18 protein-coding genes are annotated in these 21,310 nt (G+C 64.0%); 16 read left to right on the top strand and 2 right to left on the bottom strand.

Annotated features, from left to right (window positions below; all coding sequences use genetic code 11):
- The 7 genes from AC2FM3_RS09175 (at position 1) to AC2FM3_RS09205 (ending at position 9,850) form a co-directional block, all read left to right on the top strand.
- A complete protein-coding gene (locus AC2FM3_RS09175; RefSeq protein WP_496680875.1) occupies positions 1 to 951 on the top strand; it encodes a tyrosine recombinase in 951 nt (316 codons plus the stop codon).
- A 68-nt stretch (positions 952 to 1,019) separates the two neighbouring features.
- Complete coding sequence (locus AC2FM3_RS09180; RefSeq protein ID WP_496680878.1) at positions 1,020 to 2,327, top strand: HlyC/CorC family transporter; 1,308 nt, start codon at positions 1,020 to 1,022, stop codon at positions 2,325 to 2,327.
- Between the two features lie 94 nt (positions 2,328 to 2,421).
- Entirely contained in the window at positions 2,422 to 4,839 is a 2,418-nt protein-coding gene (locus AC2FM3_RS09185; protein ID WP_496680881.1) for a GcvT family protein, read from the top strand.
- A 31-nt stretch (positions 4,840 to 4,870) separates the two neighbouring features.
- Positions 4,871 to 5,476 (top strand): nucleotidyltransferase family protein, encoded by a 606-nt coding sequence (locus AC2FM3_RS09190; protein ID WP_496680884.1) that lies wholly within the window; start codon positions 4,871 to 4,873, stop codon positions 5,474 to 5,476.
- A gap of 741 nt (positions 5,477 to 6,217) precedes the next feature.
- Positions 6,218 to 7,645, top strand: a complete 1,428-nt coding sequence (locus tag AC2FM3_RS09195) for a DegQ family serine endoprotease (RefSeq protein ID WP_496680886.1) — start codon at positions 6,218 to 6,220, stop codon at positions 7,643 to 7,645.
- A gap of 164 nt (positions 7,646 to 7,809) precedes the next feature.
- Positions 7,810 to 8,496 carry a response regulator transcription factor gene (locus tag AC2FM3_RS09200; protein WP_496680889.1) on the top strand — a complete coding sequence of 229 codons (687 nt, stop codon included), beginning with the start codon at positions 7,810 to 7,812 and terminating at the stop codon, positions 8,494 to 8,496.
- The gene (locus AC2FM3_RS09205; protein ID WP_496680890.1) at positions 8,483 to 9,850 is read left to right on the top strand and encodes a sensor histidine kinase; all 1,368 of its coding nucleotides are present in this window, start codon (positions 8,483 to 8,485) and stop codon (positions 9,848 to 9,850) included. The genes AC2FM3_RS09200 and AC2FM3_RS09205 overlap by 14 nt, the downstream gene beginning before the upstream one ends.
- Positions 9,851 to 9,875: 25 nt before the next feature.
- Here AC2FM3_RS09205 and AC2FM3_RS09210 read toward each other — a convergent pair whose 3' ends face one another.
- Positions 9,876 to 11,099 (bottom strand): cytochrome P450, encoded by a 1,224-nt coding sequence (locus AC2FM3_RS09210; protein WP_496680893.1) that lies wholly within the window; start codon positions 11,097 to 11,099, stop codon positions 9,876 to 9,878.
- Between the two features lie 98 nt (positions 11,100 to 11,197).
- Between AC2FM3_RS09210 and AC2FM3_RS09215 the strand changes: the two genes are divergently transcribed.
- Positions 11,198 to 11,548: a TfoX/Sxy family protein gene (locus AC2FM3_RS09215; RefSeq protein WP_496680895.1), complete on the top strand. Its 351-nt coding sequence runs from the start codon at positions 11,198 to 11,200 to the stop codon at positions 11,546 to 11,548.
- A 67-nt stretch (positions 11,549 to 11,615) separates the two neighbouring features.
- Here the strand turns inward: AC2FM3_RS09215 and ndk are convergent, their stop codons facing one another.
- Positions 11,616 to 12,038 (bottom strand): nucleoside-diphosphate kinase, encoded by a 423-nt coding sequence (gene ndk / locus AC2FM3_RS09220; protein WP_496680898.1) that lies wholly within the window; start codon positions 12,036 to 12,038, stop codon positions 11,616 to 11,618.
- A 142-nt stretch (positions 12,039 to 12,180) separates the two neighbouring features.
- Here ndk and AC2FM3_RS09225 point away from each other — a divergent pair, with 142 nt between their 5' ends.
- The 8 genes from AC2FM3_RS09225 (at position 12,181) to metG (ending at position 20,907) form a co-directional block, all read left to right on the top strand.
- Positions 12,181 to 14,034, top strand: coding sequence for an ABC-F family ATP-binding cassette domain-containing protein (locus tag AC2FM3_RS09225; protein WP_496680900.1), 1,854 nt, complete (start codon positions 12,181 to 12,183; stop codon positions 14,032 to 14,034).
- On the top strand, positions 14,031 to 14,651 hold the full coding sequence (locus AC2FM3_RS09230; RefSeq protein ID WP_496680903.1) for a MarC family protein: 621 nt from the start codon (positions 14,031 to 14,033) through the stop codon (positions 14,649 to 14,651). Before AC2FM3_RS09225 ends, AC2FM3_RS09230 begins: the two co-directional genes overlap by 4 nt.
- 42 nt (positions 14,652 to 14,693) lie before the next feature.
- The gene (locus AC2FM3_RS09235) at positions 14,694 to 15,275 is read left to right on the top strand and encodes a retropepsin-like aspartic protease family protein (protein WP_496680906.1); all 582 of its coding nucleotides are present in this window, start codon (positions 14,694 to 14,696) and stop codon (positions 15,273 to 15,275) included.
- 51 nt (positions 15,276 to 15,326) lie between these two features.
- The gene (locus tag AC2FM3_RS09240) at positions 15,327 to 15,947 is read left to right on the top strand and encodes an ImuA family protein (RefSeq protein ID WP_496680908.1); all 621 of its coding nucleotides are present in this window, start codon (positions 15,327 to 15,329) and stop codon (positions 15,945 to 15,947) included.
- 66 nt (positions 15,948 to 16,013) lie between these two features.
- Entirely contained in the window at positions 16,014 to 17,228 is a 1,215-nt protein-coding gene (locus AC2FM3_RS09245) for an MFS transporter (RefSeq protein WP_496680910.1), read from the top strand.
- Complete coding sequence (locus AC2FM3_RS09250; protein WP_496680912.1) at positions 17,225 to 17,821, top strand: YceI family protein; 597 nt, start codon at positions 17,225 to 17,227, stop codon at positions 17,819 to 17,821. The genes AC2FM3_RS09245 and AC2FM3_RS09250 overlap by 4 nt, the downstream gene beginning before the upstream one ends.
- A gap of 74 nt (positions 17,822 to 17,895) precedes the next feature.
- Positions 17,896 to 19,119, top strand: a complete 1,224-nt coding sequence (locus tag AC2FM3_RS09255) for an MFS transporter (RefSeq protein WP_496680914.1) — start codon at positions 17,896 to 17,898, stop codon at positions 19,117 to 19,119.
- A gap of 69 nt (positions 19,120 to 19,188) precedes the next feature.
- The gene (gene metG, locus AC2FM3_RS09260; protein ID WP_496680916.1) at positions 19,189 to 20,907 is read left to right on the top strand and encodes a methionine--tRNA ligase; all 1,719 of its coding nucleotides are present in this window, start codon (positions 19,189 to 19,191) and stop codon (positions 20,905 to 20,907) included.
- Positions 20,908 to 21,310 lie beyond the last annotated feature (403 nt).

A 21,310-nucleotide genomic window follows, 5' to 3' on the forward strand; every position in this document is an offset into this window, starting at 1 on the left:
GTGCCGGGGCCTGAAACGCCAGAGCTGTGGATCTCGGCCTTTCTCGAAGCGCAGGCCGCCGAGCTGGGCGCGGCAACCAACACGCTGCTGGCCTATGGGCGCGACTTGAAGGACTTCGCGGGATGGCTGAGCCGTCACGGCGACGGATTTGCCCAGGCCGACCAGACCCGGATCGAGGCCTATCTGATCGACTGCGATGCCGAGGGCCTGTCGCGCGCGACCCGGGCTCGCCGCCTGTCCGCCATCAAACAGCTGTACCGCTTCGCTTTCGAGGAGGGCTGGCGCGACACCAACCCCGCCATCCAGATCAAGGGACCAGGCCGGCAAAAGCGCCTGCCCAAGACGCTGGACGTGGCCGAGGTCGACCGCCTGCTGCAGGCCGCTTGCCAGACCGGCCGCACCCAAGCCGACCGGCTGCGCAACACATGCCTGATGGAGCTGTTGTACGCCACCGGCATGCGGGTAACCGAATTGGTTTCGCTCCCCGTGTCCGCAGCGCGTGGCGACCCGCGGATGCTTCTGGTTCTGGGCAAGGGCGGCAAGGAACGGATGGTGCCCCTGTCGCCACCGGCCCGCGATGCGTTGGCCGCATGGCTGGCTGCGCGCGATGCGGCCGAGGAGGCGACCGTGGCCAAAGGCGGACAGAGGTCACGCTTTCTGTTTCCGTCGCGCGGCAAGTCCGGGCACCTGACCCGGCACAGGTTCTTCCTGCTGGTCAAGGAATTGGCGGTTCAAGGCGGTGTGTCCCCCGACAAGGTCACCCCGCACACGCTGCGGCACGCCTTTGCCACGCATCTTCTGGCCAACGGGGCCGACCTGCGTTCGATCCAGACCCTGCTGGGCCATGCCGACGTGGCCACGACCGAGATCTACACGCATGTTCTGGACGAGCGGCTGTCGGAATTGGTGTTGCAACATCACCCCCTTGCCAGGAACGACACCGAGGACTAGGGGCTTCCCCTTGATCGCATGCCCCCGCGACCCCATAACCAAGGCGCGAAAACAATCATAGTGGAACGATGGACACTGACCCTTCCCTTTTCGACAGCGCCTTCTGGATCACCACCGTCTCGATCCTGTTCCTGCTTGTGCTGTCCGGCTTCTTCTCTGGCTCGGAAACGGCGCTGACTGCGTCGTCTCGGGGCAAGCTGCGCGCGCAGGCCGACAAGGGATCGCGCGGTGCGCAAAAGGCGCTGGAAATCACCGACGACAACGAACGGCTGATCGGGTCGGTCCTGCTGGGCAACAACCTGGTGAATATCCTTGCGGCCTCGTTGGCGACGGCTCTGTTCACGCGGCTGTTCGGCGAAAGCGGCGTGGCGCTGGCTACGCTGGTCATGACCCTGCTGGTTCTGATCTTTGCCGAAGTTCTTCCCAAGACCTATGCGATCACCAATGCCGAAAAGGCCGCCGCTGCGGTCGCCCCGGTGATCGGTGTTGTCGTTACGGTGTTTTCGCCGGTGGTGGCCGCTGTCCGCCTTCTGGTGCGCGGGGTTTTGCGCCTGTTCGGTGTACGGATCGACCCGGACAGCCACATCCTTGCCGTGCGTGAAGAGATCGCCGGCGCCCTGCAACTGGGCCATTCCGAAGGCGTCGTCGAAAAAGAGGACCGCGATCGCATCCTGGGGGCGCTTGACCTCGGCGACCGCACGGTCGAGGAAATCATGCTGCACCGCTCGAATATCGAGATGATCGACGCCGATGCCGACCCCGAAGCGATCCTGAAACAGTGTCTCGAAAGCCGTCACACGCGCCTGCCGGTGTTCCGCGGCCAGCCCGAAAACATCGTGGGTGTCGTGCATGCCAAAGACCTGTTCCGCGCCATGTACGCGCAGGCCGGCGGCGGCGAGGGCGGTGCCGAGCGGCTGAAGTCATTCGACATCCTCAAAGTGGCCAACGCCCCGTATTTCGTGCCGGAAACCACCACTCTGGACGACCAAATGCGGGAATTTCTGCGTATGCACAGCCATTTTGCGCTGGTGGTCGATGAATACGGATCGCTTCAGGGGCTGATCACGCTCGAGGACATCCTCGAAGAAATCGTGGGCGAGATCGCGGACGAGTTCGACGTGGACGAAGATGTGACGATTACGCGCACCGAAGACGGTCAGTACCTGGTCGAAGGCTCGATGACCATCCGCGACCTGAACCGTGCGATGGACTGGAACCTGCCCGATGACGAGGCCAACACCATTGCCGGGCTGGTGATCCATGAGGCGCAGATGATCCCGACCGTTGGTCAGGTGTTCTCGTTCCACGGCTTCCGGTTCGAGGTCGTCGAACGCGAGGGCAACCGGATCACTTGGTTGAAGGTGCGGCCGCTCTGACGGACGGCCGGCGGAAACGACAAACTCGGTCGTTTTCGTGACAGATACCGCCGCGGCACCCCTGCACCTTCGGGCCAGACGCAAGGAGGTGCGGATGAAATCGACGTGTCAGGTTGCCGTGATCGGCGGTGGAGTTGTCGGGTGTTCGGTGCTGTATCACCTGACCAAGCTGGGTTGGTCGGATGTGATGCTGCTGGAACGGTCGGAACTGACCAGCGGATCGACCTGGCACGCGGCGGGCGGGTTCCACACGCTGAACGGCGACACCAACATGGCCGCGCTGCAAGGCTATACCATCCGGCTGTACAAGGAGTTGGAAGAGATCACCGGCATGTCCTGCGGGCTGCACCATGTGGGCGGCATCACCTTGGCCGACAACCAAGACCGGTTCGACATGCTGCTAGCCGAGCGCGCCAAGCATCGCTTCATGGGGCTGGAGACCGAGATCGTCGGCCCCGACGAGATCAGGAAGATTGCCCCCATCACCAATACCGACGGCATCATCGGCGCGCTGTATGATCCGCTGGACGGGCACCTCGACCCTTCGGGCACGACCCATGCCTATGCCAAGGCCGCACGAATGGGCGGTGCCACCATCGAGACCCACTGCATGGTGCGCGAAACCAACCAGCGCCCCGACGGCACATGGGACGTGGTCACCGACAAGGGCACCATCCACGCCGAGCATATCGTCAACGCCGGCGGCCTTTGGGCGCGCGAGGTGGGCGCGATGGCAGGCATCTACTTCCCGCTGCACCCGATGGAGCATCAATACCTCGTCACCGACAACATCCCTCAGATCGAGGCGATCATCGACACGGGAGGCGAGCATCCGCACGTCATGGACCCGGCCGGCGAGAGCTATCTGCGGCAGGAGGGGCGCGGCCTTTGCATCGGCTTCTACGAACAACCCTGCAAGCCTTGGGCGGTGGACGGCACCCCTTGGGATTTCGGCCACGAACTGCTGCCCGACGATTTCGACAAGATCACCGACAGTATCGAATTTGCCTATCGCCGTTTCCCGGTTCTGGCCGAGGCCGGGGTGAAATCTGTGATCCACGGCCCGTTCACTTTTGCCCCCGACGGTAACCCGCTGGTCGGGCCGGTGCCGGGCGTGCGCAACTACTGGTCGGCCTGCGGGGTGATGGCCGGGTTCAGCCAGGGCGGCGGCGTCGGCCTGACGCTGGCGCAATGGATGATCGAGGGCGAGCCCGAGCGCGACGTCTTTGCCATGGACGTGGCCCGGTTCGGCGACTGGATCACCCCGGGCTACACCCGCCCCAAGGTGATCGAGAACTATCAGAAGCGTTTCTCCGTCTCCTACCCCAACGAGGAACTGCCCGCCGCTCGGCCCAACCGCACCACGCCGATGTATGACATCTTCAGCGATCTGGGCGCGGTCTGGGGCCAGCAATACGGTCTGGAAGTGCCGAACTACTTCGCGCAAGAGGGCGAGCCCACCTATGAAACCCCCTCCTTCCGCCGCTCGGACGCCTTCGCGGCAACCGGCCGCGAAGTGCGCGCCGTGCGCGAGGGCGTCGGCATCAACGAGGTGCACAATTTCGGTAAATACCTAGTCACCGGCCCCCGTGCCCGCAACTGGCTGGATCGGATCATGGCGGGTCGCATCCCCAAGCCGGGCCGCCTGTCGCTGACCCCAATGCTGTCGCCCAAGGGCAAGCTGATCGGCGACTTCACGGTTTCCTGTCTGGGTGAGGAGGAATTTCAGCTCACCGCCTCATACGGCGCGCAGAACTTCCACATGCGCTGGTTCCAGATACATCAGGAAGACGGCGTAACCGTCGAAAATATCAGCGACAAACGCAACGGCTTCCAGATCGCCGGCCCCAAGGCCCGCGAGGTTCTGGCCGCCTGCACCCGCGCCGATATCAGCGACATGCGCTTCATGGACGTGCGGCGGATGGTCGTCGGCATGACCGATTGTATCGTGCAGCGTGTCAGCTATACCGGCGACTTGGGGTTCGAGATCTACTGCGATCCGATGGCGCAGCGCCAGCTGTGGTGGACGCTGTGGCAGGCCGGGCAACCGCACGGCATCACCCCCTTCGGCATGCGCGCGATGATGAGCCTGCGGCTCGACAAGTTCTTCGGCTCGTGGATGCGCGAGTTCTCGCCCGACTACACGGCGGCCGAAACCGGGCTGGACCGTTTCATCGCCTTCAACAAACCCGCCGATTTCATCGGTCGCGCCGCTGCCGAGGCGGAACGTGCGACCGGCTCCGCGCGCAGGTTGGTGGCCTTCGAGGTCGACGCCGACGACGCCGACGTGAACGCCTATGAACCGATCTGGCTGGACGGCAAGGTCGTGGGCTTCTGCACCTCGGGCGGTTACTCGCACCACACAGGCAAGTCGATCGCGATGGGCTTCCTGCCCACCGACCGCATCTCTGACGGCCTGCAGGTGAAAATCGAGATCCTAGGCCAGATGCGCAAGGCCCGCGTGATCTCGACCCCGCCCTTCGACGCGGATGGCGCGCGCATGCGCGGGTGACAATGCCCGCGCCACACGCCATGGTGGCGGCATGAATACCATTCCCATCATCCTACTTGCCGCTGGCCGATCCAGCCGCATGGGGGGGGCCGATAAGCTGATGCAGGAAATAGACAGCCAGCCCCTGCTGCGCCGGACGGCGGAAATCGCCCGGGCCGTGGCCCCGGTCATCGTGGCCCTGCCCCCGGCCCCGCACCCGCGCCACGACGCACTGGCCGGACTGGATGTGCGCGTGGTTCCGGTCACCGACGCAGAGGAAGGCATGAACGCAAGCTTGCGCGCGGCCCTGAATCACTTACCCGATACAGCCGACGCCGCGATGATCTTGCTGGCCGACCTGCCGGACTTGACGGTCGACGATCTGGCAAAGGTGCTGCGCTCGGTCAGCGAAAACCCGGACTGCCTGATCTGGCGCGGATCGGCAAGCGACGGCACCCCCGGACACCCGGTGGTCTTCGCATCATCTCTGTTTCCGCAGCTGCGTTCATTGACCGGAGATTCCGGCGCGCAGAGTGTCGTCAGGGCCCATCGCGACAAAGTCCATATCGAACCCCTGCCGGGGACCCATGCCACCCGCGATCTGGACACGCCCCTGGACTGGGCCGCCTGGCGGACCAGTCGGCAGGCCACAAAATAACACGGCCCGATCTTTTCAGATCGGGCCGGTTGCCCAAAATGCAGGACTACCACTTTCACCTTTTCCGGAAACGCGCCCGACGCATCAGAAGATGAACGGACGTGGCTCTGCAGAACTGAAACAAGACCCCCTCGTTAACATGCCACTGGCATTCCCGGTAATCGAGATCTACCTGGAGACACCCCCTTGATGTCTGTCAGGCCCCCTTTTTGGACAGTTTCATCGTCACCGATCATTCGCTTCAAAACAATAAAAAATTCGTCGCAAGGCCCAACAAGGTTCAATTTGACGTAGCGCCCGCACAGTATGATTCTCGGCCATGTTCTACCCATGGCAGAGTTGTGGAATTTGATCGGCCGAATTACCAGCGCGTGCAATCGTTCTGTCACGGGAGCGGGATTAAAAATAGTGTACTGAATGACATCAGATACTGAGCGACGTTTTCAAAGACATACAACCTAAGCGAGACTATCCAACTCACAACTCCGGCCTCGTCGCCGTTGTAGCCTCTGAGTGATCAATGCAACACTTTTCTACTATTAGCGCCCTTTTCGGCAACAATTCGACGATTCGCGCAGAATCGAATCCCGGAAAACCGCCTGCGCTGGTCGGGCATAGACCGCAAGAAAATGGCAGAATTAAGAAAATTTAACCATCAGGTCAGAAAACCCACAGGGCCGTTCTCCATCTATCCGTCAAATTCAGATCCACTGCGACGAACCCAAGGAGCACAGTCGAGACATGATTACCCGCAAGCCCCCCCTTTACGCTTTCTTTAAACCCCGCCTGTTTGGCGCGGCCGCACTGAGCGCGGCCCTGCTGGCCGGGACCGCGATTCCGTCCCTCGCGGACGAGCGGGTGGCCGATCTGGTCGAATCCGTATCGCCTGCCGTGGTGACCATCATTGCTTCGCAGGATGCCGCCCCGATGCCGGCCGGCAGCCCCAATTTCGATTTCGAAGGGCATCCTTTTGGCGAATTCTTCAAGCGTTTCGGTGCCCCCGAAGGCATGGACATTCCGCGGCAGGGCCCCCGTCAGGGGCTGGGCTCCGGCTTTGTCATGGATGCTGATGGCTATATCATTACCAACAACCACGTCGTCGAGGGCGCCAGCAAGGTCACGGTGCGCCTGCATGACGACCGCAGCTATGAAGCCGAGATCATCGGGACCGACCCGCTGACCGACCTCGCGCTGCTGAAAATCGAAGCCGATACCCCTCTGACCGCAGTGCCGCTGGGCGACAGCGACGAAATCCGCGTGGGTGAAGACGTTGTGGCCATCGGCAACCCCTTCGGGCTGAGCTCGACCGTCACCACGGGCATCGTCTCGGCCAAGGGGCGCAACATCTCGGATGGCCCCTATGCTGAATTCATCCAGACCGACGCAGCAATCAACAAGGGCAACTCGGGCGGCCCGCTGTTCAACATGGAAGGCGAAGTCATCGGCGTGAACTCGGCCATCTATTCGCCCACGGGCGGCTCGGTCGGGCTGGGCTTTGCCGTGACGTCCAACATCGTTGAACACATCGCTCAGGACCTGCGCGACGACGGGCAGATCAGCCGCGGCTGGCTGGGGGTCTCGATCCAGAATGTCAGCCCTGAACTGGCCGCCGCCATGGGGATAGAGGGCACCACTGGTGCGTTGGTCTCGGACGTGGTTCCCGGCAGCCCGGCCGACGGCGTGCTTCAGCAGGGTGACGTGATCGTCGCGTTCGACGGCGAACAGGTCGACAACAGCAGCGAATTGCCGGTCCTGGTTGGCACCACAGCCATCGGCACCGACAGCAAGCTGACCGTACTGCGCAACGGCAAGACCGAAACGCTGAACGTCACCATCGGCCAGCACCAGACCGAAACCGCCGCTGCGGCACCCGACAAGGTGGCCGGCAAGACGCTGGGCGTGACCGTCGCGCCGCTGACCGACACCGCCCGCGCCGAGATGGGCGTGCCTGAAAACGTGCACGGCGTGGTCGTCACGGCGCTGCAACCCGACAGCCCCGCCGCCAAGGCCGGTCTGCGCCGCGGTGACGTCATCGTCCGGCTAGGCCGCGCCGAGATCGACACGCCTCAGGATCTGAAAAAGGCGCTGAGCGACCAGAAGGACGGCCCGGCGCTGGTGCTGATCAATCGAGGCGGCAACCAGATCTTCGTTGCCGTAGAGGTGGCCTGACGCTTGTCCCCGCGCGCGCCGCATGATGGGGATATCGGCGCGCGCATCCCCCCGCCCGCACGTCATGTCCGCGTGCGACGGGGCTGCCGGGTGCGATTTCCGCGCCCGGCAGTATTCTTTGACGGCCCCACATGCTTATATCCCGAGCAAAAGGATATCCGACCATGAGCAGACGTTTGTTGATCGTTGAAGACGACGGGGACACGCGGGAATTCATCGCCAAGGGGTTTGCCGAGGAAGGCTATGCCATCGAAACCGCCACCAACGGGCGCGACGGGCTGTATCACGCTACCGATGGCGGGTTCGACGCAATCGTCCTGGACCGGATGCTGCCCGAACTGGACGGGCTGGCGCTGGTGAAATCGCTGCGCGCAGCCGGGATCAAGACCCCCGTTCTGATGCTGACCGCCATGAGCGCGGTGGACGAGCGGGTCAAGGGCCTGCGCGCCGGCGCCGACGACTATCTGGTCAAGCCGTTCTCGTTCCAGGAACTCCATGCCCGGATCGAGGCGCTGCTGCGCCGCCCTCAGGAATCCGAAGAGACCCCGACCCTCAGGTGCCGCGACCTCGAGATGAACCTTCTGACCCGCAAGGTGACCCGCAACGGGCGCGAGATCACCCTGACCCCGCGCGAATTCCAGATTCTCGAGTTCTTCTTGCGGCGCAAAAACCGCGTGGTGTCGCGCACGATGCTGCTGGAAGGCGTCTGGGACTATCATTTCGACCCCAACACCAACGTCGTCGACGTGCATATCTCGAAACTGCGCAAACAGTTAGACGATCCCTGCGAGACACCCCTGATCGAAACCGTGCGCGGCGCGGGATACATGATGTCCGATGGCACAGCTTAGATTTTCGTTTCACAATTCCCGCACCCGGCTGGTGCTGCTCAGCATGGTGCTCAGCGCGCTGCTGACCGCGACGGTGCTGGCGCTGGTCTATGTGACGGCGACCCGGACAATCGACGGCGAGACACGCTCGGTCGTTTCGGCCGAACTGACCGGGCTGGCCGACGAATACGAACGGCTCGGCCTGATCGGGCTGATGACGGCCATCGAGCGCCGCCTGCCCTCGGCGTCAGAGCGCGATGCGCTGTATCTGCTGACCGACCGGTTCGGCAATGTCCTTGCGGGCAATCTTGCCCGTTGGCCCGAGGGCGTGACACCGGGCAGCGGCTGGACCGAACTGGAATTACGAAAAACCGAGACGAATGAGATGGTTCCGGTCTCGGCCGCATCCATCCGCCTGCGCGGCGGCGAGCGTTTGTTGGTGGGCCGCGATGCGCTGGCCCGTCAACAGTTCGACAGGGTTCTGTTCCAATCGGTCGCGCTGGCGCTGGGGGCCGCCCTGGCGCTGAGTATCCTGACGGGCTGGCTACTGACCCGGCTGGTTTTTTCCCGGCTGCGGGACATCGCCGATACGGCCGATTCCATCATGTCGGGCGACCTGACGCAGAGAATGCCTCAGCGCGGCACCGGCGACGAGTTCGATCAGGTTTCGGCCATGCTCAACGCCATGCTGGACCGGATCGAGGACCTGGTGAACAATTTGCGGACCACGTCCAACTCCATCGCCCATGATCTGCGGTCGCCGCTGTCGCGGCTCCGGCAGCGGGTCGAGGCGCTGGGCGACAGCCAGCGAAACGACAGCGAACGCGAGGCCGACACCGCCCGCGCCACGGCCGAGATCGACCATATTCTTCGGGTCCTGGGGCAACTGACCGAGATTTCGCGGGCCGAGGCCGGGCTGGGCCGCGAGCAGTTCGAACAGGTCGATCTTGGTCAACTGGCTGCGGACGTGGTCGAGCTCTATGAACCCGTCGCCGCGGATCAGGGCGTTGAAATCAGCCTGACCGGCACCGCGCCCCCTATCCTCGGTCACCGGCCGCTTCTGTCTCAGGCGCTGTCCAACCTGCTGGAAAACGCCCTGCGCTACGCGCCCGAGGGCACCAGCATCAAGGTAGAGTTGGGAGACCTCGACAGGCACGCTAGGCTGAGCGTCCGCGACATGGGTCCCGGCGTGCCTGAACCCGATCTGGGCCGGCTGGACCAGCCCTTCGTCACGCTGGACCCGGCCCGCAGCAGCCGCAACTCGGGTCTGGGGCTGGCGCTGGTGGCGGCCATCGCGCGGATGCATGGCGGCACTTTCAGCGCCCGCAACGCCGATCCGGGGCTGGAAGTCACGCTGAACCTGTCCAAATCCTGATCCGCCGCGCCTCCAAGGACCCCGCCTACAATTCCGCGGGCAGCGAGGCGTATCCGCGGAACCGGATCCGCCCGCCTCGCACCCGCCCGTTCAACAGGCGATAGCCTGGGTACTGCGCCAGCAGTCGTCCGATGGCGATGCGCCCTTCCATCCGCGCCAGCGTCAGCCCGACGCAAACATGCGGCCCACCTGCAAAGGCCAGGTGCCGGTTTGGCTTGCGCGTGATGTCGAACCGCTTCGGGTCGTCGAACACCTCGGGGTCGCGGTTCGCCGCGCCGATGCACAGGTGCAGGTTGGTGCCCGCCGGGATCGTCAGCCCGTCCATCTCGATATCCTCGGTCGTCTCGCGGTTTCCGAACTGGTTGGGCGAGCGAAAGCGCAGGATTTCCTCGACCGCTGGCATGATCAGCTCGGGGTCGTCCAGCAGGCGCTGTTTCTGCTCCGGGTGGTCGTTCAGAAGCGCCAGACCGTTGCCGATCAGGTTCGTCGTGGTCTCGTGCCCCGCATTCAGGATGAAAATGCAGTTCTGCAAAAGCTCGGTTTCGCTGAGTTTTTCGTCCGCCCCCTCGCCCCGGATCAGCCGGGTCAGCACGTCGGTCTCGGGATCGCCCGGCGCCGCCCGCCGCCGCGCGACGAGGTCGGTCAGATACGCCTTGAATTCCTCGACCGCCGCATGGCCCCGCGCCAGTTGCTCGTCGGTCAACGCCGGCTCCAACGCGCCCAGAATGGCCAGCGACCAGTCGCGCAGCGGCCCGCGTTCCTCCATCGGAACGTCCAGCAGGTTGCCGATGATCTGGATCGGAATGGTCGAAGCGAAATCCTCGATCAGATCGACCTTGGGTTTTCCGGCCATCGCGTCCAGCAGATGATCCACCGTCTCGATCAGACCCGGCTCCATCCGGGCAATCGCGCGCGGGGTCAGCGCCGATGTCATGATCTTGCGCACCCGCGTATGCAAAGGCGGATCGGAAAACACCAGCGAGGTCGTGTGATGCTCGAACAGAGGGGATCCCACGCCAAATTTCGGGCCGAACGCAGCCTTCTTGTCCGACGAATACAGCTTGGTGTCGCGATAAATCCGGTCCAGATCCCGGTGACGGCTCAACAAAACCGACCCGTCTGGCTGCGGCAGAACCGGCGCATGGTCCAGCAGCGCGTCGTAGAACGGAAACGGATTCTCGACGAACCCCTCGGGCGGATCGGTCAGATCAAGCTGCCGCGCCGCCTGTGCCACATCAAATGCGTTCATTCCGTCCTCCCCTGCCGTATGCTCCCCCGCCTTGGGTATCTCAGGCCGAGACCTCGGACAAGCGTGACATCGCCACCGACCGCCGCTAGACAGACGCCATGCCCAGCCCCGTGTCCTCGATCCGCAATCTCGGTCCCGCCTTTGAACAGGCCTGCGCCCGCGCCGGCATCCACTCGGCCGAGGAACTGCGCGAACTGGGCGCCGATGCTGTTTATGCAAGGCTGATCGAGGCCGGAACCCGCCCGCATTTCATCGGCTACTACGTTCTGGTCATGGGATTGCAGGGCCGCCCATGGAACGATTGCAAGGGCGACGAGAAAAAGGCGCTGCGCGCAAGGTTCGACCGCATCAAGGCCGGCGCGAAAACGGCGCCCGTCTCGAAACTGGTCGCCGAGCTGGACGCCGTCGGCGTGCGCGTCTCGGCCTCTGACCTTACGCCCGAGGGCTGACGCGGCACGAAAAAGGGCCGCACCCGGCAGCGGGCGCGACCCTCTTCGATGTCAAATGACTGACGGCTTAGCCGACCAGCTCGATGCCCGAGAAGAAATAAGCGATCTCGACGGCTGCAGTTTCCGGTGCGTCCGAACCGTGGACCGAGTTTTCACCCACCGATTCCGCGAACTCGGCGCGGATGGTGCCGGGGGCCGCGTCTGCCGGGTTGGTGGCGCCCATGACTTCGCGGTTCTTGGCGATGGCGTTCTCGCCTTCCAGAACCTGCACCACAACCGGAGCCGACGACATGAATTCGCACAGTTCGTCATAGAACGGACGGTCCTTGTGGACTTCGTAGAACTTGCCGGCCTGTTCCTTGGTCATGTGGATGCGCTTCTGCGCGATGATGCGCAGGCCGGCTTCTTCCAGCTTGGCGTTGATCTTGCCGGTCAGGTTACGGCGGGTTGCGTCGGGCTTGATGATCGAGAAAGTGCGTTCCAGTGCCATGCGGGCGTCTCCTTAATCTGACGGCGCGAACTGATCCGCGCCGGAATATACCGCGCGCCGCCTAACATGGACCGCAGCGGTTGGAAAGCCTCTTGTTGAGCACGCAATTGACACTTCCCGAGCCCTGCGCCACACCGCACTCATGCTACGGATCGAAAACATCACCTATGCGGTCGAGGGCCGCCCCCTGTTCGAGGGCGCCAGCGCCACCATTCCAGAAGGCCACAAGGTCGGTCTGGTCGGCCGCAACGGCACAGGCAAGACCACGCTGTTCCGCCTGATCCGGGGCGAGCTGGCGCTGGAATCGGGCAGCATCACCCTGCCCCGCCGCGCGCGGATCGGCGGTGTTTCGCAAGAGGTTCCGTCGTCAAACGTATCGCTGATCGACACGGTCCTGGCAGCCGATACCGAACGGACCATCCTGATGGCCGAGGCCGAAACCGCAAGCGATCCGACCCGCATCGCCGAGATCCAGACCCGGCTGGCCGATATCGACGCCTGGTCGGCCGAGGCCCGCGCCTCGTCGATCCTCAAGGGCCTCGGCTTTGACGATGACGAGCAACAGATGCCCTGCTCGGCCTTTTCCGGCGGCTGGCGGATGCGTGTCGCGCTGGCCGCCGTGCTGTTTTCCCGGCCCGACCTGCTGCTGCTGGACGAACCAACCAACTATCTGGACCTTGAAGGCGCGCTGTGGCTGGAAAGCTATCTGGCGAAATATCCGCATACGGTGATCGTCATCAGCCACGACCGGGGCCTGCTGAACCGGGCGGTCGGCTCGATCCTGCATCTGGAAGACCGCCAGTTGACCTATTACGCGGTCCCCTATGACAAGTTCGCTGCCCGCCGTGCCGAACGTCTGGCCCAGGCCGAAGCCCAAAACGCCAAAGCCAAGGCCCGCATCGCCCATTTGCAGAGCTTCGTTGACCGGTTCCGCTACAAGGCGTCCAAGGCCGTTCAGGCACAATCGCGGCTGAAGATGATTGAACGCATCCAGTTGATCTCGACCCCGCAAGAGGCCGCCTTGCGCGCCTTTTCATTCCCCGAACCCGAGGAACTGTCGCCGCCGATCATCCAGATCGAGGGCGGCGTGACCGGCTATGGCGATACCGAGGTGCTGCGCCGCCTGAACCTGCGCATCGATCAAGACGACCGGATCGCTCTGTTGGGAAAGAACGGGCAAGGCAAATCGACCTTGTCCAAGCTGCTGTCGGACCGGCTGCCGCTGATGGCGGGCAAGATGACCCGCAGCAGCAAGTTGCGCATCGGGTATTTCGCCCAGCATCAGGTGGACGAGCTGCATGTGGACGAAACCCCGCTGGATCACCTGCGGCGCCTGCGCCCGACCGAAACCCCGGCCCAGTTGCGCGCGCGCCTGGCGGGGTTCGGCCTTGGCGCAGATCAGGCCGAAACCGAGGTGGGTCGCCTGTCGGGCGGGCAGAAGGCGCGGCTGTCGCTGCTGATTGCCACGATCGACGCGCCGCACATGCTGATCCTCGACGAACCCACCAACCACCTCGACATCGAAAGCCGCGAGGCGCTGGTCGAAGCGCTGACCGCCTATTCCGGTGCTGTGGTTCTGGTCAGTCACGACATGCACTTGCTGGGGCTGGTGGCCGATCGGCTGTGGCTGGTCTCGGACGGCACGGTCAAACCCTTCGACGGCGACCTGGAAGCCTATCGCCAGATGCTGCTGGCGCGCGACAAGCCGCCGACGCGGGAAAAGCCGGCCGCCAAACCCAAACGTGCCTCTCGCGATACCATCCTGGCGTTGCGGGCCGACCTGCGGAAATGCGAGGAACGGCTGGAGAAGCTGACCGAGATGCACGAAAAGCTCTCGGCCAAACTGTCCGACCCGTCCTTGTACGAAGATGACCGGATCGGTGACCTGGAAACCTGGAACCGCAAGTTTGCCGAGGTGGTCGAGGCCATACAGCGCGCCGAAGCGCTGTGGGTCGCCGCCGCCGAACGGCTCGAAAGCGCCGAGGCTGCCGCATGATCGAAATGGCATTCTTCATAACCGCATTCACAACCTTGTTCGTTGTGATCGACCCCTTTGGCACCGCACCGATCTTCGTCGCGCTGACGCAAGGAATGGACCCAGCCACCCGTCGCCGCGTCGCCTACCGCACGTGCCTGACCGCTTCGGGCATCCTTATCGCCTTCGCCGCTTTCGGCGAGGCGGTTCTCGGCTTTGTCGGCATCTCGATGGAGGCCTTCAAGGTCGCTGGCGGCGCATTGCTGTTTCTGACCGCGCTCGACATGCTGTTCGAGCGGCGCAACAAACGGCGCGAGGACCGTGCGGAAGAGGAAGAGCACCCTGACCCCTCAGTCTTTCCGCTGGCCATTCCGCTGGTGGCAGGGCCCGGATCGATCGCAACGATCATCCTGCTGGCCGGTGAGCACCCCGGCATTCAGGGCATCGCTGCGGCTGTCAGCGTGATGCTTGCCGTGATGGCAGTTGTCTTGCTGTTCTTCCTGTCCAGCGGCCTGATCGCGCGCATTCTGGGCAAGACCGGGCTGACCGTGCTGACGCGGTTGCTGGGCATGTTGCTTGCGGCGCTGTCGGTGCAGTTCATCCTGGATGGTCTCAAGGCCTTTGGTTTTGCCGCCTGACCCCCCATATTCCGAGGGTATGAAGCGGTTTTGGGTGTGCTGATGGATGGTTATGATCTTGGACGGCTGACCTATCTGGCTCTGCTCGGCGGGGCGCTGCTGCTGTGGTTGTTTACCCAGAACCGCCAATCGCTGGGCAAGACCCTGCAAATGGTCATGGCATGGGTCTTCATCTTCATCGGCGTCATCGCCGTGGTGGGCCTTTGGGATGACATCCGTTCGACCGTGGGCACCACGCCGCAACTGGCCGTGGCCGGAAACGTGATCGAGGTGCCGCGATCGTTTGACGGGCACTACTATCTGCCGATGCTGGTGAACGGCAAACCGGTCACCTTCTTGGTGGATACCGGCGCCAGCCAGATCGTGCTGAGCCCCCGTGACGCGAAACGCGTGGGGATCGATCCGGACAGTATGAATTTCGTGGGCCGCGCAGCCACGGCCAATGGCTTGGTGCGCACCGCCCCTGTGCGGCTGGACAGCCTCGAATTGGGCCCCATCGCGGATCGCAACGTGTCGGCCTGGGTCAACGAAGGCGACATGGACCAATCCCTGCTGGGCATGGACTATCTGCAGCATTTTTCCAACATCCAGTTTGCCGACGGCCGGATGATCCTATCGCGCTGAATGGCGGCCTTCGGGCTTGAGAACAAATAAGGAACATGCTAGCATTCGGCCATGTCCACGCATCTTCTTGGCCGCAAACCGGCGCGCGCGGCGCCGGGGCTGACCCTGCATGATGAGATTTCGCTGCAACTGGCCCGCGTGCACGAGGCCTGCGGCCCCGCGCGGCGCAGCTTTGCCATGTGGCTGGCCGGTCAGGCGCAGGGGCCAGTTCTGTGGATCTCGCCCGCGTGGGAGGCCGATCAGCTGAACCCCGACGGCATGATGACCTTTGCCGATCCCGCCCGGTTCCTATTCGTCCGCCCCACCCGGGCCGAGGACCTGCTGTGGTGCATCGAGGAGGCGCTGCGCAGCGGGGCGGTGCCGTTGGTGATCGGCGATCTGCCGGGGACACCGGGTCTGACGCCGGTGCGACGGATGCATCTGGCCGCCGAACAGGGGGGCACGATGGGTCAGGCCCCGCTGGGCCTGCTGCTGACCCCGGGCGAGGGCGGCGCGCAGGGGATCGAGACACGCTGGCACATGGCCCCGGCGCACACGGGCCAGACCCGCCGCTGGACCCTGACCCGCCGCCGCGCCCGCGCCCTGCCCCCGGTCAGTTGGCACGCCACCCAGACCGCGCCGCGCGCCGGGCTGCACCTGCAACGGATCGGCGCCGAGGAAACCTGCGCCTGACCGACCGGACCCAGAACAGGCAAGTTGTGACTGGTCAAACCGCAACCCGCGTCCTAGCGTGCCGGAATGACCCACCCGATCCACGACAGCCGCTATTCCTGGCTTCGCCTTCTGGTCACGCTGGCCATCGCGGCGGTGGCCAATGTGGGCATGTGGGCGGTGATCGTGGTGATGCCCGCAATCGAGACCCAGTTTGGCGCCAGCCGGGCCGAGGCCTCGATGCCCTACACGCTGACCATGATCGGCTTTGCGCTTGGCAACATGTGGCTGGGTCAGGTGGTGGACCGAATGGGCGTGACCAAGGCGCTGATCGGTGCCGCAGGCCTCAGCGCGCTCAGCTATCTGCTGGCAACATGGGCGCCGACGATCACGCTGCTGTCGGCGGCGCATCTGCTGCTGGGTCTGGGCACCGCCGTCGGATTCGGCCCGCTGATCGCCGATATTTCGCACTGGTTCCTACGCCGCCGCGGGATCGCCGTGGCGCTGGTGGCCAGCGGAAACTATCTGTCCGGCGCGATCTGGCCCACGCTCCTGTCTGGTATCCTTGCCCGCGACGGGTGGCAGCAGGTCTATCTGACACTGGCGGTCATCACCCTGATCGTGGTCATCCCGCTGTCGCTGCTGCTGCGCCGGCAGGTCCCGGCCGAGGCGCATGGCACCGCCGCAGCCGCCGCGCAGATCAACGCGCGCAGCGTCGGCCTGTCGCCGCGAACACTGCAATATGTGCTGGGCCTCGCCGGGATCGGCTGCTGCATCGCCATGTCGATGCCGCAGGTCCATATCGTCTCCTATTGCGTGGGGCTGGGCTATGGCCCGGCAGTCGGGGCCGAGATGCTGTCGCTCATGCTGATGGGCGGCGTGGTCAGCCGGATCATTTCGGGGCTGGTGGCCGACAGGTTGGGCGGTGTTCACACGTTGCTGATCGGGTCGATCCTGCAATGCATCGCCCTGTTCCTGTTCCTGCCCTATGACGGGATGGTGTCGCTCTATGTCATCAGCCTGCTGTTCGGGCTGGCGCAGGGCGGCATCGTGCCCAGCTATGCGCTGGTCGTCCGGGAATACATGCCCCCGCAAGAAGCCGGGGCACGGGTCGGATTCGTGATGATGATGACCATCCTGGGCATGGCGCTGGGCGGATGGATGTCGGGCTGGATCTATGACGTCACCGGGCAGTATACACTGGCTTTCGTGAACGGGATCCTTTGGAACGGGCTGAACATCGCCATCATCCTGACGTTGCTGCACAGGTCCCGCCCGCGCCAACAAGGGGCCATCGCATGACATGGCTGCGCCGCCGAGACCTGATGGCCGCACTTGTAGCCCTGGTGGCCGCGCCTCCGACCCTCGCGGCACCCGTTCCCTACGTGCTCGCCCGCACGAAAACCCTGATCGCCTTCACCTTCGATCTGTCGGGCACGCCCCAGACCGGAACCATGCCGATCCGATCAGCGGATGTATGGGTGGACACGCGCCGCCTGCGGAACAGCCGCGCCACGGTCGTTCTGGACGTGGCGCGGGCCCAAACCCGCCTGCCCTTCGCGCGCGAACCGATGCTGGGCCCACAGGTACTGGACGCCGCAAGGTTTCCCGCGATCGGGTTCCGCTCGACCCGCATCCACCTGGGCCGGGGCGGACGTATCTCCGACGGCGCCACTGTCACCGGAGACCTGACCCTGCGCGGCCTCACCCGCCAAATCGCCCTTCAGGCCGCGCTGTTCCGACCGCCCGGCTCGGCGCGGGACGAGCTTGACCGCCTGTACATCCACCTGACGGGGGCGCTGAACCGCCACGTATTCGGGGCTTCGGGATATGCCGATCTGGTCGGACCGACAGTCAGGTTGGATATTCGCGCGGAAATCGAACGAAAAACCTGAGGCGGGCGGAAAACGACATCGGCGCGTCGAATAGGCGCGCACATCGCGGAAAGATACGCTCAAACAGGGACACCATGCGCACGATCATTACCTTTGCCGCCCTTTTCCTGTCGGTCATTCTATTGCAGCTTTCCACCGGCGGTGTCGGCCCGTTGGATGCCATTTCCGGCCTGACGCTGGAGTTCTCAACCGAACAGATCGGCCTGCTCGGGTCGGCGCATTTCCTTGGGTTTTTCGTCGGTTGCTGGTGGGCGCCGCGCCTGATGGGCAGCGTCGGCCATTCGCGCGCCTTCGCGGCCTGCACCGCACTGGGCGCGATGGGGCTGATCGGTCATACACTGACCGAAAACCCCTATGCTTGGGCCGCGATGCGGGTCGCCTCGGGCCTGTGCGTGGCTGGCTGCTATACCGTTATCGAGGCGTGGCTGAACGACAAGGTGACCAATGAAACCCGAGGCCGCGCCATGGGTACCTACCGGATCGCCGACGCCAGCGCCTCTTTGGCCGCGCAGCTGATCATCGCAGTGCTGCCGCCGGCCTCTTATGTCTCCTACAACGTGCTGGCCATCCTGTGCTGCGCGGCCCTGCTGCCATTGACCCTCTCGCGAGCCACGCAACCGGCGACGCCCAAGGCCCCGCGCCTCCGTCCCGGGCTGGCTTGGGCCTGCTCGCCGTTGGCGGTGGTAGGTGTCGTCGTGTCGGCCATCAGCGCGGCATCTTTCCGAATGGTCGGGCCGGTCTACGGCCAGGCCGTGGGGCTGGCGGTGGACCAGATCGCCTTTTTCCTGGCCTCGTTCGTTCTGGGCGGCGTGTTGGCGCAATATCCGGTCGGATGGTTGGCCGACAAATACGACCGCCGCTGGGTTCTTTTGTGGATTTCGGTATCCGCCATTCTGGCTTGTGGAGTCACCGCCGCCGCCGGTGGAAGCGGAACGATGGGCGTGATGCTGGCCGCCGGGCTGTTCGGGTTCACGACCTTTCCCGTCTTTTCGGTGTCAGCCGCCCACGCAAACGACTTCGCTACGTCTGAACAGCGGGTCGAGTTGGCGGCAGCCATGATGTTCTGGTACGCGATGGGCGCCATCGCAGCCCCCTATCTCTCTTCGGCCCTGATCCGCGCATTTGGCCCGCCCGCCCTGTTCGGCCTGATCGCGGCAGGGCATCTTTGCCTGATCCTGTTCGGCCTGAGCCGGATGCGTGCGCGCCCGACCCCCGAGGACCGGACCCATTACGTCTATGCCCCGCGCACATCCTTCACCATCGGCAAGCTGCTCAAGAGGTCGCGCGAAGGTCGATAGCAATCTGGGGCTGGGATTTCCCGATCCGGTTTGATAGAGCGCCCGCAGACAGTTAGGCGGAAACCAAACATGGCTCGGATTCTCATTACCTCGGCAATTCCCTACATCAACGGGATCAAGCACCTTGGAAACCTGATCGGCTCGCAGCTGCCGGCGGATCTGTTTGCGCGCTACCAGCGCGGCCGCGGCAACGAGGTCATGTTCCTGTGCGCCACCGACGAACACGGCACCCCGGCCGAGTTGGCCGCCGCCAAGGCCGGCAAACCGGTGGCCGAATACTGCGCCGAGATGCACGAGGTGCAGGCCGACATCGCGAAGCGCTTTGGCCTCAGCTTCGATCACTTTGGCCGGTCCTCCAGCCCGCAGAACCACAAACTGACCCAGCATTTCGCCGGCAAGCTGGCCGAGGCCGGACTGATCCGCGAAGTGACTGAAAAGCAGGTCTATTCCAACGCCGACGGTCGGTTCCTGCCCGACCGCTATATCGAGGGCACGTGCCCCAACTGCGGTTACGAAAAGGCCCGCGGCGACCAGTGCGAGAACTGCACCAAGCAGCTGGACCCGACCGATCTGATCGACCCGCGCAGCGCGATTTCTGGCTCGACCGACCTTGAGGTGCGCGAGACCAAGCACCTCTATCTGCGCCAGTCGGCGATGAAGGATCAGCTGGACGCCTGGATCGACAGCAAGACCGACTGGCCGGTGCTGACCACCTCGATCGCCAAGAAATGGCTGCATGACGGCGACGGCCTGCAGGACCGCGGCATCACCCGCGATCTGGACTGGGGCATCCCGGTCAAGAAGGGCGATGAGGACTGGCCGGGCATGGAGGGCAAGGTCTTTTACGTCTGGTTCGACGCGCCGATTGAATACATCGCCTGCGCCAAGGAATGGGCCGATGCCCACGGTAAGCCGGATGCGGAATGGGAACGCTGGTGGCGCACTGACAAAGGCGCCGACGATGTGCGTTATGTGCAGTTCATGGGCAAGGACAACGTGCCGTTCCACACCCTGTCCTTCCCAGCCACCATCCTGGGCTCGGGCGAACCGTGGAAGTTGGTCGATCACCTGAAATCGTTTAACTATCTGAATTATGATGGCGGACAATTCTCGACCAGCCAGGGCCGCGGCGTCTTCATGGACCAGGCGCTGGACATCCTGCCCGCCGACTACTGGCGCTGGTGGCTGCTAAGCCACGCGCCCGAAAGCAGCGACAGCGAATTCACCTGGGAGAACTTCCAGCAATCGGTGAACAAGGACCTGGCCGACGTCCTGGGCAATTTCGTCAGCCGCATCACCAAGTTCTGCCGCTCAAAATTCGGCGAAGAAGTTCCGGCCGGCGGTGCATACGGCGAACGCGAACAGGCCTTGATCGAGGAATTGACCAAGCGCTTCCGCGCCTACGAAGCGCATATGGAGGCGATGGAGGTCCGCAAATCGGCGCAGGAGTTGCGCGCGATTTGGGTCGCGGGCAACGAATACCTGCAGGCCGCTGCGCCCTGGTCCACCTTCAAGGAAGACCCCGAGCAAGCCGCCGCGCAGGTTCGCCTTGGCCTGAACCTGATCCGGCTCTATGCGGTTCTGAGCGCGCCGTTCATTCCCGAGACCTCGGCCAAGATGCTGAGCGCGATGAACACGCTCGACACCAGCTGGCCCGAGGACGTGGCTGCCGCGCTGGGCGCCCTGCCCGCCGGACACGCGTTCACGGTGCCGGACGTTCTGTTCGCCAAGATCACCGACGAACAGCGCGAAGACTGGCAAACACGTTTTGCCGGAACGCGCGCCTGACCCGCGCAGCGACGGGGTGCAACAGGGGGCCATCTGGCCCCCGTTTTTTTTCGAACGCGCCAAACCTGCACAATCAAAGGCTTGAGAAATAATCCCTTTGCCTCCATCCTGACGATAAATTTCGTCTGGGCCCTCGGAACCGGACAGCAGATCCGGGCCCCGCGCCCGCATTGAATGAGGCAATTGTCATGAACCCTGTTTCCCCGCCGAGCCGCTCTCCTCTGCCCCGCGCCGTTGGTCGTGCGGGACGGTTGGTTGCCGCCATCATTGCGATTGGCCTGATGCAGCCGGCATCGGCGCAGGAAGGCTCCAGCGCGCCGCCCCCCAAGGTCTCGATCGCGGCGGCCTATACGCAGGAGATCACCGAGGAAGCGACCTTCATCGGCCGCGCCGAGGCGATCAA

It is taken from the genome of Ruegeria sp. BHSB172 (assembly GCF_059613165.1).

Excerpts from the sequence above, each read along its gene's own strand:
- AC2FM3_RS09180 (WP_496680878.1), top strand. The coding sequence starts at position 1,020 with ATGGACACTGACCCTTCCCTTTTCGACAGCGCCTTCTGGATCACCACC.
- AC2FM3_RS09185 (WP_496680881.1), top strand. The coding sequence starts at position 2,422 with ATGAAATCGACGTGTCAGGTTGCCGTGATCGGCGGTGGAGTTGTCGGG.
- AC2FM3_RS09190 (WP_496680884.1), top strand. The coding sequence starts at position 4,871 with ATGAATACCATTCCCATCATCCTACTTGCCGCTGGCCGATCCAGCCGC.
- AC2FM3_RS09195 (WP_496680886.1), top strand. The coding sequence starts at position 6,218 with ATGATTACCCGCAAGCCCCCCCTTTACGCTTTCTTTAAACCCCGCCTG.
- AC2FM3_RS09200 (WP_496680889.1), top strand. The coding sequence starts at position 7,810 with ATGAGCAGACGTTTGTTGATCGTTGAAGACGACGGGGACACGCGGGAA.
- AC2FM3_RS09205 (WP_496680890.1), top strand. The coding sequence starts at position 8,483 with ATGGCACAGCTTAGATTTTCGTTTCACAATTCCCGCACCCGGCTGGTG.
- AC2FM3_RS09210 (WP_496680893.1), bottom strand. The coding sequence starts at position 11,099 with ATGAACGCATTTGATGTGGCACAGGCGGCGCGGCAGCTTGATCTGACC.
- AC2FM3_RS09215 (WP_496680895.1), top strand. The coding sequence starts at position 11,198 with ATGCCCAGCCCCGTGTCCTCGATCCGCAATCTCGGTCCCGCCTTTGAA.
- ndk (WP_496680898.1), bottom strand. The coding sequence starts at position 12,038 with ATGGCACTGGAACGCACTTTCTCGATCATCAAGCCCGACGCAACCCGC.
- AC2FM3_RS09225 (WP_496680900.1), top strand. The coding sequence starts at position 12,181 with ATGCTACGGATCGAAAACATCACCTATGCGGTCGAGGGCCGCCCCCTG.
- AC2FM3_RS09230 (WP_496680903.1), top strand. The coding sequence starts at position 14,031 with ATGATCGAAATGGCATTCTTCATAACCGCATTCACAACCTTGTTCGTT.
- AC2FM3_RS09235 (WP_496680906.1), top strand. The coding sequence starts at position 14,694 with ATGGATGGTTATGATCTTGGACGGCTGACCTATCTGGCTCTGCTCGGC.
- AC2FM3_RS09240 (WP_496680908.1), top strand. The coding sequence starts at position 15,327 with ATGTCCACGCATCTTCTTGGCCGCAAACCGGCGCGCGCGGCGCCGGGG.
- AC2FM3_RS09245 (WP_496680910.1), top strand. The coding sequence starts at position 16,014 with ATGACCCACCCGATCCACGACAGCCGCTATTCCTGGCTTCGCCTTCTG.
- AC2FM3_RS09250 (WP_496680912.1), top strand. The coding sequence starts at position 17,225 with ATGACATGGCTGCGCCGCCGAGACCTGATGGCCGCACTTGTAGCCCTG.
- AC2FM3_RS09255 (WP_496680914.1), top strand. The coding sequence starts at position 17,896 with ATGCGCACGATCATTACCTTTGCCGCCCTTTTCCTGTCGGTCATTCTA.
- metG (WP_496680916.1), top strand. The coding sequence starts at position 19,189 with ATGGCTCGGATTCTCATTACCTCGGCAATTCCCTACATCAACGGGATC.